This window comes from Nonomuraea harbinensis, assembly GCF_019396385.1.
Classification (GTDB): Bacteria; Actinomycetota; Actinomycetes; order Streptosporangiales; family Streptosporangiaceae; genus Nonomuraea; species Nonomuraea ferruginea.
The window spans coordinates 86,817-98,961 of the sequence record NZ_JAHKRN010000001.1 but is presented as its reverse complement, the minus strand read 5'-3'; the positions used below and the strand labels follow the sequence as shown (position 1 = coordinate 98,961).

Here is a 12,145-nt window from a genome sequence, read left to right as displayed (position 1 = left end):
ACCGACCCCGCGAAGGAGCACACCACCATGTCCATCACCCTCACCGACCAGGACAAGCGCACCCTGCGCACCGCCGCCTACGGCGCCGTCTCGCTGCTGGCCGCCGCCTCCGGCAAGCCCCACAAGGTCGCCACCGGCGGCTCCGTCGCTCTGTACTCCGCGACCGGCCCGGTCGGGCACGCGCTCGCCGAGAAGACCAGAGACATCGACCTGAACGGCAAGTCCGTGGCCGCGCTCGCCGACCATGTGCTGCCGGCCCTGACGGAGGCCATGAGCCTGCTCAAGCGGCAGGATCCGGCGGCGGCCGGCGACTTCCGCGACACCGTCCTCATCGCCGTCGAAGCAGCCGCCCGGGCACAGGAAGGCGAGCCCGGCCCAGTCATGGCGGAGATGGCCCGCAAGATCACCGCAGCCCTCGACGCCGGCTGACGGGATGTCCCGGGGTCCCCTCCGGATCCCGGGACGCGGCGTGCCGGGACCCGGAGAGGACCCCAGGCGCCGGCCGGTCCGTGCGCGAGAGGAAGACGCCGGCGATCACGAGGACCCCGCCCGCGACGACGTTCCAGCCCAGCGGTTCGCCGAGCAGCGTCACGCCGAGCGACGTCGACCACACGGGGGTCACGTACGTCACGGTGGCGGCCACCGTGGACCCCGCCGAGCGGATCACCCGCAGGTTCAGGATGTACGCCAGACCCGTCCCGACGGCGCCGAGCACCACGAGCGCCGCCGCGGCCGGCGCGCCCGGCCAGGACGGGCCGCCACCGCCGAGGGGAGCGAAGACGGCCAGTTGGGCGGTCGCGCAGACGATCTGCACGGCCGACAGGGCGGCGGCGGAGCCCTCCCGCGCGGAGTAGAACCTGCGGGTGTAGGCGAAACCGGCGCCGTAGCAGGTCGTCGCCGCCAGGCAGGCGAGGCTCCCGGCCACCGGGGCGCCGTCCACGCCCTGCCAGATCCCGAGGACCACGAGGACCCCCGCGAAGCCGACGAGCAGCCCGAGCAGGCGCCGGGCGGTCGGTCTCTCCTGTGGCACCATGAGGATGACGAACACCAGCGTGGTCAGCGGCGTCGTCGCGTTCCACACCCCGGCGAGCACCGAGCTCACCAGCGTCTCGCCGTACGCGAGGAAGGTGAACGGCACCGCGTTGAGCAGCGCGGCCACCACCAGGGCGTGCCCCCACACGGTGCGGTCGCGGGGAAGGCGCTCGCGCCGGAGCGCGCACACCGCGAGGAGAGCCAGCGCGCCGAAGAAGCACCGCCAGAACGCGACCCACAACGGCGGGACCCCCGCCTCGACCGCGATCTTGATCAGCGCGAAGCTCGCTCCCCAGATGACCGACAGCATCACGAACCCCGGCATCCAGCGCATCCGGCCTCCCTCGGTGTGGCTATGGACGGCATCCTGCTCACGCGGGGATCATGAGTCCAACAAGTCGGACCACCGATGCCATGAAGGATGCTCATGACGGTGCACATCGCGCAGCTGAAGGCGTTCGTGGCGGTGCTGGACGAAGGCGGCTTCGGCGCCGCGGCCGACAGCCTCGGAGTGAGCCAGTCGGCCGTCTCCCACTCCGTCGCCGCGCTGGAGCGGACGCTCGGGACTCCGGTCCTGCTCCGCCAGGGCGGGCCGCGGCCCACCGCGTTCGGCGAACGGATCCTCGCGCACGCCCGCGCGGCCGTCGCGGCCGCCGTCGCCATCGAGGACCTGGTCGCCCGGCGGGACGGCGTGCCGAGCGGGGCCATCAGGCTGGCCGCCCCGCCGAGCGTGTGCCAGGGGCTCCTTCCCGGCCTGCTGAACCGCTGGAGGTCCGACTTCCCCAAGGTCGAGATCACCGTGTTCGAGGGCGAGGACGACGAGGTCGCCGACTGGCTCGCGGACTCCACGGTCGAACTCGCCGTGCTGGTCGATCCGCCTGCGGGCGGCGGGGCGGTCGTCGGCGAGGACGCCTTCCACGCTCTGCTCCGCCGGGACCACCCCCTCGCCGGGGAACCGTCCGTCAGCATGGCGGACCTGGCGGACGACGCCTTCCTGCTGTCGTGCGGCGGCTGCGAGCCGCACATCAGGGAGGTCTTCAGGCGGGGAGGCGTGCCGTTCACGCCCACGCACCGGATCCGCGAGATGGGCACGCTGCTCGCCATGGTGCGCTCCGGCGTCGGGGTGACCGTCGTGCCCGGCCTCACCGCCGCGATGATCGACACCCGGCTCGTCCTGGTGCCGCTCGACCAGCGGGTCACCAGGAGACTGGTGCTCACCGGCCCGCCCGGCCGGCCCTGGCACCCCGCCGCGGAGGCGATCGTGGACACCGTGCGCTGACGCCGAGTTCCCGCCGACCTCTTCACAGGAAGCGCGGCGAGTGTTAAACGATTAACTATGAGCGGGATCGTACGGGACCGCGCCTCGTGCAGCAGAGGCATCGGGCATCATCGCGCGGTCACCAAAACCCCCTTTACATATAGGGAATACTACGTTATACGTATAACATGCGACCCACCGCCAAGCAGGTAGCCGAGCTGGCCGGGGTGTCGACCGCCACCGTCTCGTACGTCCTCAGCGGGCGGGACCGGCGCGTCGGCGCCGAGACCAAGCAGCGCGTCCTCGACGCCGCCGCCCGGCTCGGCTACACCCCCAACCAGGCCGCGAGGAGCCTGCGCAGGCGCAGGACGCAGCGGGTGTGCCTGGTCCAGGGCTCGTTCGGCGGGGTGCCGACCGACGAGCGGCTGGCCCGCGACCTGCACGAGATGGCCGACGGGCACGGATACTCCGTCGTCACGCTGGCCGTCTACTCCGAGGCCCGCGCCGTGGCCGCGGTCGACGTGCTGCGCGGCGGCATCGCGGACGCGGTGCTCGTCAACAACGTCGGCGACCACCTCACCGAGGAGCTGCTCGCCCAGGTCGTGTCCGCCCGGCTGCCGACCGTCGTGATCGGCAACGGCCCCGTGCCGCCCGGTTGCGACGTCGTACGGGCGCCCGAGACCGAGGTGTCGGCCGAGGCGGTGGAGCACCTGATCGCCCAGGGGCGGCGGCGCGTCGCGTTCCTGGCCCAGCGCTACGAGCTCTACCGCGACCGGCCGATCGGCCGGCTCCTCGGCTACCACACGGCACTCGACCGTCACGGGATCGAACAGCGGACCGTGGTGTCGGGCGCCGACGACCGGGTGAGCGCCTACCAGGCGGCGACCGGTCTGCTGCGCTCCCCCGACCCTCCCGACGCCGTCTTCGCCGCCAGCGACCGGGCCGCGATCAGCACGATCTGGGCGGTCAGGGACGCCGGGCTGCGCGTGCCCGCCGACGTCGCGGTGGTCGGCGTCGGCAACATCGACGAAGGCCTCATCACCAACCCCCAGCTCAGCACCGTTGGCCCCATCCGGCACGACTACACCGACGTCGTCCGCCTGCTCTTCGACCGGCTCCAGGCCGAGGAGCCACCGCCCGCCCGCGAGATCGTCCGCCCGTGGACGTTCGTGCGGAGGGGCTCCTCCTAGAAGGGAAACCGACGCAGATGTCTCCCCACCTTTCCCGCCGGGACCTGCTCCGCCTCGCCTCCGCCGCCGCGACCGTGCCCCTCCTGTCCGCGTGCGCGGGCGCCCCGCCCGCGCCGGGCGCCGAGCCCGGCACGTTCACCGTCTACTGGAACGCCGGCCACGACTACCAGGCCTACCGCAAGGTGATCGCCGAGTTCGAGCAGGCCAACAAGGTCACCGTCACCTTCCAGAAGTACCAGTGGCCCGACCTGCGCACCCGGCTGCTGGCCGACTTCGCCTCCGGGGTCGTGCCGGACGTGGTCGAGGAGCCCGGCGGGTGGGTGCAGGAGTTCGCGCTCTCCGGCAACGCCCGCTCGCTCCAGGAGTACGTCGACCGCGACGGCGCCGCCATGGGCTTCCCCGCCGACTGGCAGGCGGTCACGGTCGAGCGCAACTCCTACCAGGGCCAGGTGTACGGGGTGCAGCTCCATCTGACGTGCACCCTGCTCTTCTACAACAAGGGGATGCTCGACGCCGCCGGCGTCCAGCCGCCCACCACCTGGGAGGAGCTGCTGGAGGCTGCCAGGAAGCTCACCAAGGATGACGTGTACGGCATCGCGCTCAACCAGGACCACACCTACGCCAACCCCTGGCTGCTGCAGGCCGGCGTCCGCCACTACGACCCCGGCACCAAGGAAGTGCTGACGCCGCGTGACAAGGCGGTCGAGGCCATGCGCTTCCAGGCCGACCTGGTGCACAGGCACAAGGTGGCGCCGGTGCCGGTGTCGGGCACCGACTACTCGGGGCCGCAGAAGCTGTTCTCCGCCGGGCGGGCCGCGATGATCATCACAGGCCCCTGGGACCTCGGGCCGATCAAGGAGACCAGCCCCGACATCGAGCTCGGCCTGGCCGCTCCGCTCAAGAAGGACGGGCAGGCCACCAACGCGGCCGGCACCAGCCTGCTCGTGCCGGCCAAGGCCGCCAGGCCCGACCTGTCGTGGGACTTCATCAAGCGCATCACCGCCCTGGAGGTCGAGCGGGCGGCCACCGAGGAGGTCGGCATGCTCATGCCGCGCGTCTCCTGGGCCGAGCTGCCCGAGGTGGGGAACGACCCGCTGATCAAGCCCTTCGCCGATGCGCTCGGCTACGCCCAGGACTCCAGCCAGGAGATCCGGCTGACCGGCCAGTCGGGCAGGTTCGACGAGGAGCTGAAGAAGATGTACCAGTCGGTGGTGATCCAGAACCGGCCGGCGGAGGAGGCGATCGAGGCCCTCGCCGAGACGGCCAAGGGCTTCCTGAAGTGAGCGTGCTCCGCCCGCGCACCCTGTCGGCCAGGTACGCCCGCACCGCCTACCTGTTCCTGCTGCCGGCGATCCTGTTCTTCGCCGCGTTCTTCTACCTGCCGATCGGGAACGTGGTCTCCACGAGCCTGATGACCGGGCCGCAGGCGGACCGGTTCACGGGCCTGGGCAACTACGCCCAGGCCCTGGCCGACCCGTCGGTGCGCCACTCGTTCCTGGTGACGGTCGCGTTCGCGGTGGCGGTGGTGGCGGGGTCGATCGTGCTCGGGCTGGCCCTGGCGCTGGCCCTGGACCGGCCGCTGCGGGGCCGGGTGGCGTTCCGGATGATGCTGCTCGTGCCCTACCTGACGTCGGTGGCGATCGTCGGGCTGCTGTGGCGCAACATCCTCGACCCGGAGCTGGGCGTGCTGAACCGGTCGCTGTCGGCCGTCGGGCTGCCCGAGCAGCAGTGGCTCAACACGCACCCGCTCCTCACCATCGCCGCGATCACCCTCTGGCAGAGCGCGGGCTACACGATGGTGCTGTTCCTGGCCGGGCTGCAGGGCATCCCGGAGACGTTCCACGAGGCGGCGAAGATCGACGGGGCCGACGGCTGGCACCGGTTCTGGCGGATCACGCTGCCGCTGCTGGCGCCGACGACGCTGTTCGTGTCGGTGATGGCGGTGATCTCGGGGCTCCAGGCCTTCGGTCAGGCGTACATCATCACCAACGGCGGGCCGGGCGACGCCACCGACCTGTCGGTGTTCCACATCTTCAACGTGGCCTTCCGCGCCCGCGACTTCGGCTACGCCTCGGCGCAGTCGGTGCTGCTCCTGGTGGTGATCGTCGCCTTCACCCTGATCCAGCTGCGGGCCGGGCGGCGCGGGGAGGTGCAGTACTGATGCGGCGCGCGCTGATCTACCTGATGCTCACCGTCGCCTCGCTGGTGATGGTGCTGCCGCTGCTCTACATGCTCTCGCTGTCGCTGCAGACGGAGGCGGAGACGCTCGCGGCCGAGGCGGTGATCGTGCCGGAGAGCCCGCAGTGGGGCAACTACGCCGAGCTGTTCGAGCGGGCGCCGTTCGGCGACTTCATCGTCAACAGCCTCGTCGTGGCGGGCGCGATCACGCTGGCCCACCTGCTGTTCGACCCGTTGGTCGGCTACGTGTTCGCGAAGTTCCGCTTCCCGCTGCGCAACACGCTGTTCGTGGCGCTGCTGGCGACGCTCATGGTGCCGTTCTTCGTGCGGATGATCCCCTTGTACGTGCTCATGGCGCATCTCGGGTGGATCAACACGTACCAGGGATTGATCACCCCGTTCCTGATGGACGCGTTCGGGATCTTCCTGATGCGGCAGTTCATCCAGCCGATCCCGGACGACCTGATCAGCGCGGCCCGGATCGACGGCGCTTCGGAGTTCGCGATCTATCGGCGGATCATCCTGCCGCAGACCCGGCCGGCGCTGGCCGTGCTGGGGCTGTTCACGTTCGTGTTCCAGTGGAACGAGTTCCTGTGGCCGCTGGTGGCGACCACGACGCCGGAGATGCGGACGATCCCGGTCGGGCTCACGCTGTTCAACCAGGAGTACTTCACGCTCTGGCATCTCACGGCGGCGGGCTCGGTGATCCTGTTCGTCCCCACCGCCGTGCTGTTCATCGTCAGCCAGCGATACTTCGTGCGCGGTATCGCGCTGACCGGCCTTCGTTAGGAGTCATCGAGTGCGCCCGAACGTGATCGTCGTCCTCACCGACCAGCAGCGGTGGGACACCGTCGGCCCGGCCTTCACCCCGAACCTCGACCGCATGGCCAGGTACGGGACGCAGGCCGCGGTGGCGCTGACCCCGCAGCCGGTGTGCGCGCCGGCCCGGTCGGCGCTGCAGACCGGGCGCTACCCGACCACGACGGGGGTCTACCGCAACGGCATCGTGCTGCCGCCGGAGGAGCGGACGCTGGCCCACCACTTCGGCGCGGCCGGTTACGCCACCGGTTACCTAGGCAAGTGGCACCTGGGCAGCCGGGATCCGGTGCCGGCGGACGAGCGCGGCGGCTACCGGAGCTGGCTGGCGTCCAACATCCTGGAGTTCACCTCCGACGCGTACCGGACGATCACCTACGACGACGCGGGCGAGCCGGTGTTCCTGCCGGGCTACCGCTCGGACGCGCTGGTCGACGCGGCGATCCGCTACGTCGCCGACCACAGCCGCGAGCCGTTCTTCCTGTTCCTGTCGTTCATCGAGCCGCACCACCAGAACGAGGTGGACAACTACCCGGCGCCCGACGGGTACGAGGAGCGCTACCAGGGGAGCTGGCTGCCGCCCGACCTGGCCGCGCTGGGCGGCACCGCGCACCGGCACCTGGGCGGCTACCTCGGCCAGATCAAGCGGCTGGACGAGGGGCTGGGCAGGCTGCTGGACGCGCTGCGCAGCATGGAGCTGCTGGACGACACGATCGTGGCCTACACCTCCGACCACGGCAGCCATTTCAAGACCCGCAACGACGAGTACAAGCGGTCCTGCCACGACGCCTCGCTGCGGGTGCCGCTGGCGCTGCGCGGGCCGGGCTTCGACGGCGGCGGCGCGATCGCACGGCCGGTGTCGACGATCGACCTGCCGCCCACGCTCCTGGAGGCGGCCGGGCTGCCGGTGCCGGAGGAGATGCAGGGCCGCTCGTTCCTGCCGCTGCTGCGCGACGCCCGCGCCGACTGGCCGGAGGAGGTGTTCTTCCAGGTGAGCGAGTCGGAGGTGGGCCGCGGCATCCGCACGGAACGGTGGAAGTACTACGTGGTGGCCGAGGACGCCGACGGCTGGCACGACCGGGCCGCGCCCCGCTACCGGGAGCAGGCCCTGTACGACCTGGCCAGCGACCCGCACGAGCTGGTGAACCTGGCCGGGCTGCGCTCCCACGTCAAGGAGGCGGCCGGGCTGCGGGAGCGGCTGGCGCGCAGGATGGCAGCCGCGGGCGAGGCCGAGCCGGTGATCGAGCCGGCCGTGGAGAGCGACGCGGAGGAGAGGGTGCTGGCCGACCCGGTCGTGCGGCTCGGCGGGCTCGAACCCGTCAGGTTCGGTCACCAGCGCCCGGGTGGTTCGTAGCCCTATACTCCTCCCGTCCTATTGGGAGGATGTGCGCCTTTGACCGCCCCGGTTCCCTCCGCCAGGAAGGCGGCCGAGCCGCTGTGCTACCCCGCGGGCTCCCTGGTGATCATCACCGGGCTGCCGGGGGCGGGCAAGTCGACGCTGCTGGGCCGCCTCTACCCGCTGACCGGAGCCGAGAGTTCCCCGGTCAGGGCGGGTGGCGCGACGGTCGTCGACTCGATGCAGTCCCGGCTGCGCTGGGCGGCCGCGCTCGCCTGGGCGCCGAAGCCGGTGCGCACGGCCGTGGTGTTCGTCACGCACATCCGGCGCATCCGGGCCGCGCTCGGGCGGGGCGAGTCGGTGGTCGCGCACAACCGGGGCTGCGGCCCGCTGGTGCTGCGCGGCTTCGCCCGGCTGGCCCGCCGCGCCGGCGCGGGCTTCCATCTGGTGATCCTGGACGTGCCCGCCGGCGCGGCGATGGCGGGTCAGCGCGCCAGGGGCCGGGTCGTCCCCTGGCGCACGTTCGCCCGTCACCGGCGCCACTGCGCGGCGCTGCTCGCCCGCGTCCGGGCCGGCGACCCGGCCCCGGCGGCCACGGCCCGGGTGCTGGACCGGGAGACCGCCGCGCGGCTGGCGGGCATCAGATTCGAGTGATGCGCACCGCGTCGGCGATCACGTAACCGGCCGTCGTCGTCCAGCGGCTCACGCCGACCACGTTGTACGTGCCCGCGTTCAGGGAGAAGGTGCCGATGCTCCGCCAGGCGCCGCCGCCGGTGCGCTGGTCGACGGTGACGGTCTGGTTGCCGCCCGAGGCCGCGACGATGTGCGGGGTCGCGCTGTTGTACCCGGCGTTGCCGGGATACCAGACCTCCACGCGGTACGTGCCCGCGCTCGGGATGCTCGCCCGGAACCAGGCCGGGTCGCTGGCGGCCACCGGGTCGGCGAAGCGGTAGTCGGCGCCGTGGCGCTCGGCGGAGAACGCGGAGGAGCCCCAGTTGGCGCCGGCGGTGAAGGCGGCGTCGGCGTTGTCCACGGTGACGGAGAACCCGGTGCCGCCCGAGGCGGTCACCGCGCGGCCCGCGCTGGGCGCGCTCTCCTGGTGGGTGCGGGCGAGCGCGGTCACGTAGTAGGTGTAGGCGGTCCCCGCGGCGGCCGTGGTGTCGGTGAACGTCCTCGACCGGGTGGTGCCGAGCAGGTTGCGGGCGTCGGCGAACGCGCACGGGTCGGCGGCCGAGGGGGTGCCGTTCACCCGGTGGACGGCGTAGGCGGTGCCGCCGCCGTTCCAGGCGAGGGACACGCCGGTCGAGCCGCGGGTGGCGGAGGTGATGGCGGGCGCGGCGGGGGCGGCGGCCGTGCCGCGGGGGTGCGGCAGCGACGGCTTCGCGTAGTGGGCGGCGGCCAGGATGGAGAAGGAGTTGATCCGGTTGGCCCTGACGTCCTTGGCGCTGAAGAAGATGTCGCCGGCCACCTCGGGGTGCTGCCGGTTGAGGTGCAGGTGGTCGCTGAGCTCGTCCGGGTCCTGCCAGTCGGCGCCGTGGCTGCTCACCCCGGCCCGGTAGGAGGCCTGGCCGGCCAGGAGCCGCACGCCGGTGTTCCTGACCACGTCCGCCCACCAGGCGATCAGCACCCGGTAGTCGGCGACGGAGTAGCCGATGTGCCAGTAGAGCTGCGGCGCGATGTAGTCGACCCAGCCCTGCTTCACCCATCGGCGGGTGTCGGCGTAGATGGCGTCGTACGACTGCAGGCCGGAGGTGGCCGAGCCGAGCGGGTCGGTGCCGGAGTTGCGCCAGATGCCGAACGGGCTGATGCCGAAGGCGACGTGCGGCTTGGCCGCGTGGATGCGCTGGTCGAGCTCGCGTACCAGCAGGTTGACGTTCTCCCGCCGCCAGTCGTGCACGCTGGCGAAGCCGCCGCCGTACTGGGCGTACGCGGCCGAGTCGGGGATGGTCTGGCCGCCGGCGGGATACGGGTAGAAGTAGTCGTCGAGGTGGACGCCGTCGATGTCGTACCTGGTGACCGCTTCCATGATCACGTCTTCGATGAAGCCGCGCACCTGTGGCAGGCCCGGGTTGTAGTAGAGCTTGCCGTCGTAGGCGAAGCGCCAGGAGGGGTTGCGGCGGGCCGGGTGCGAGGAGACCAGCTGGTTCGGGTCGGCGTGGTTGGCCACCCGGTACGGGTTGAACCAGGCGTGCAGCTCCAGGTTGCGGCTGTGCGCCTCGGTGACCATGAACGCGAGCGGGTCGTAGCCCGGGTTGCCGCCCTGGGTGCCGGTCAGCCACTGCGACCACGGTTCGAGCGAGGACGGCCAGAACGTGTCGGCGGTGGGCCTGACCTGCACGACCACGGCGTTCATGCGCCGCTGGACGGCCAGGTCCAGCCAGGCGCGGAACTCCGCCTGCTGGGCGGAGACGCTCAGGCCGGTCCGGCTGGGCCAGTCGATGTTGGCGACGCTGGAGATCCACATCGCCCGGAGCTGACGCTTGGGGGTGGCCGGATCGGTCGCGCAGGCCGCGCGGGCAGTCACGGCGGCGGCGGGGGCGGCCGGGACGACGACGGTGCCGAGCGCGGCGGTGAGTGCCACCAGGACGAGGCGCAGGAGCAGGGTCACGAAGATAAGTTTCAGCGCATCGCCATCAGGGTGCAATAGTTTTCACAGCTTTCGCGGGGGCCCAACTTTGCCGGGGCCGCCGACGCGCGGGCGGAAAGTTTCCTTTAATACCTGAGTAATGTCAATTATCGACATCTGTCATGAAAGTCCCTTACTGTGCGTGCGGTACCCCCCAGAGTGGAGTTCTCATGACACTGGTACGCACCCGATTAGTAGCCCTCGTCGCCGCCACCCTCTCCACCCTCCTGGTCCTCGCCGTCCAGCCGGCCCTCGCGGAGCGCGGCACCCCGCTGTCGGACGCCTTCGCCAAGGCCGCCGCCGCCCACGACGTCCCCCGCGACCTGCTCGTCGCCCTCGGCTACGCGGAGACCCACCTCGACGGCCACGCAGGCGAGCCCAGCGCCAGCGGCGGCTACGGGCTCATGCACCTCGTCGACAACCCCACCAACAAGACCCTCTCCGAAGCCGCCGCGCTCACCGGGCAGCCGGCCGCCACGCTGAAGAAGGACGACGCCGCCAACATCCTCGGCGCCGCCGCCGTGCTGCGCTCGTACGCCGACAAGCTCGGCCTCGACGAGGCCGCCAGGAAGGACGCCGGCCGCTGGTACAAGGCGGTCGCCGAGTACGGCCACGCCTCCTCGCCCGAGACGGCCCGCCTGTACGCCGACGCCGTCTACGAGATGCTCGGCCTCGGCCTCCAGGCCCGCGGCGTGACCGTCGAGCCGCAGGAGGTCACCGCCGACCGCGGCGACCTGGCCAAGGCCCGCGACCTCAACGCGCAGGCCGCGGTCGCCAGCCCCGACTACCCGCCGGCCGCCTGGGTCGCCGCCTCCTCCAGCAACTACCGGGTGTCGAACCGCGAGACCAGCTACAACATCGACCGCATCGTCATCCACGTCACCCAGGGCTCCTACGCGGGCACGATCTCCTGGTTCCAGAACCCGGCCGCCCAGGTCTCGGCGCACTACGTGGTCAAGTCGTCCAACGGCGCCATCACCCAGATGGTGCGTGACAAGGACGTCGGCTGGCACGCCGGGAACTCCACCTACAACAACCGTTCCATCGGCATCGAGCACGAGGGCTGGGTCAACGACGCGTCCTGGTTCACCGACGCGATGTACCGCTCCTCGGCCGCGCTGACCCGCCACCTGGCCGACAAGTACGGCGTGCCGAAGAACCGCACCGGCATCATCGGCCACAACGAGGTGCCCGGCGCGACCCACACCGACCCGGGTCCGCACTGGAACTGGACCACGTACATGAACTACGTGAACGGAGGCTCCACCAACCCGCCGACCTGGACCACCACGGTCGACAACGCCAGCTCCCAGTTCACCGCCAGCACCAACTGGGGCACCTCGGCGTACTCCAGCCAGCGGCACGGCGCCGACTACCGGTTCGCCGACCCGGTGGCCGCCAGCGACCCGGCCTGGTACTCGGCGGCCATCCCCAGCGCCGGCACGTACCGGATCGAGGTCTGGTATCCCAGTGATCCCGGATACAACAGCTCGGCCCCGTACATCGTGGCGGCGGCAGGCGGCAACCAGACCGTCTACGTCGACCAGCGCTCCGGCGGCGGAGCCTGGCGGAGCATCGGCACCTTCCAGCTCAACGCCGGCACGCAGAACGTCGTGGGCGTCAGCCGGTGGACCGGCGGCACCGGCTACGTGATCGCCGACGCCGTCCGCATCTCCCGCATCTAGATCTCACCCGCGCCTGACGGGAAG

11 protein-coding genes are annotated in these 12,145 nt (G+C 71.5%); 9 read left to right on the top strand and 2 right to left on the bottom strand.

Going from position 1 to position 12,145, the window contains the following annotated elements:
- Nucleotides 1–27 precede the first annotated feature (27 nt).
- Nucleotides 28–429 (top strand): hypothetical protein, encoded by a 402-nt coding sequence (locus tag KME79_RS00485; protein WP_148035523.1) that lies wholly within the window; start codon nt 28–30, stop codon nt 427–429.
- Here KME79_RS00485 and KME79_RS00480 read toward each other — a convergent pair.
- Nucleotides 404–1,366 (bottom strand): DMT family transporter, encoded by a 963-nt coding sequence (locus KME79_RS00480; RefSeq protein ID WP_219542817.1) that lies wholly within the window; start codon nt 1,364–1,366, stop codon nt 404–406. The genes KME79_RS00485 and KME79_RS00480 overlap by 26 nt on opposite strands.
- A 93-nt stretch (nt 1,367–1,459) precedes the next feature.
- On the opposite strand from KME79_RS00480, the gene KME79_RS00475 reads away from it, so the two are divergent.
- The 7 genes from KME79_RS00475 (at nt 1,460) to KME79_RS00445 (ending at nt 8,464) form a co-directional block, all read left to right on the top strand.
- Complete coding sequence (locus KME79_RS00475; protein WP_219542816.1) at nt 1,460–2,311, top strand: LysR family transcriptional regulator; 852 nt, start codon at nt 1,460–1,462, stop codon at nt 2,309–2,311.
- Between the two features lie 167 nt (nt 2,312–2,478).
- Nucleotides 2,479–3,480, top strand: coding sequence for a LacI family DNA-binding transcriptional regulator (locus KME79_RS00470; RefSeq protein ID WP_219542815.1), 1,002 nt, complete (start codon nt 2,479–2,481; stop codon nt 3,478–3,480).
- A gap of 17 nt (nt 3,481–3,497) precedes the next feature.
- Nucleotides 3,498–4,763: an ABC transporter substrate-binding protein gene (locus tag KME79_RS00465; RefSeq protein ID WP_219542814.1), complete on the top strand. Its 1,266-nt coding sequence runs from the start codon at nt 3,498–3,500 to the stop codon at nt 4,761–4,763.
- Nucleotides 4,760–5,641 carry a carbohydrate ABC transporter permease gene (locus tag KME79_RS00460; protein WP_219542813.1) on the top strand — a complete coding sequence of 294 codons (882 nt, stop codon included), beginning with the start codon at nt 4,760–4,762 and terminating at the stop codon, nt 5,639–5,641. The genes KME79_RS00465 and KME79_RS00460 overlap by 4 nt, the downstream gene beginning before the upstream one ends.
- A complete protein-coding gene (locus KME79_RS00455) occupies nt 5,641–6,447 on the top strand; it encodes a carbohydrate ABC transporter permease (protein ID WP_148035528.1) in 807 nt (268 codons plus the stop codon). The genes KME79_RS00460 and KME79_RS00455 overlap by 1 nt, the downstream gene beginning before the upstream one ends.
- Nucleotides 6,448–6,457: 10 nt before the next feature.
- Nucleotides 6,458–7,828 (top strand): sulfatase family protein, encoded by a 1,371-nt coding sequence (locus KME79_RS46775; RefSeq protein ID WP_219542812.1) that lies wholly within the window; start codon nt 6,458–6,460, stop codon nt 7,826–7,828.
- A gap of 39 nt (nt 7,829–7,867) precedes the next feature.
- Nucleotides 7,868–8,464, top strand: a complete 597-nt coding sequence (locus KME79_RS00445) for an AAA family ATPase (protein WP_148035529.1) — start codon at nt 7,868–7,870, stop codon at nt 8,462–8,464.
- Here KME79_RS00445 and KME79_RS00440 read toward each other — a convergent pair.
- Complete coding sequence (locus KME79_RS00440; protein ID WP_308248725.1) at nt 8,451–10,418, bottom strand: family 10 glycosylhydrolase; 1,968 nt, start codon at nt 10,416–10,418, stop codon at nt 8,451–8,453. The genes KME79_RS00445 and KME79_RS00440 overlap by 14 nt on opposite strands.
- A 188-nt stretch (nt 10,419–10,606) precedes the next feature.
- Between KME79_RS00440 and KME79_RS00435 the strand changes: the two genes are divergently transcribed.
- Nucleotides 10,607–12,121 (top strand): golvesin C-terminal-like domain-containing protein, encoded by a 1,515-nt coding sequence (locus KME79_RS00435; protein WP_219542811.1) that lies wholly within the window; start codon nt 10,607–10,609, stop codon nt 12,119–12,121.
- Nucleotides 12,122–12,145 lie beyond the last annotated feature (24 nt).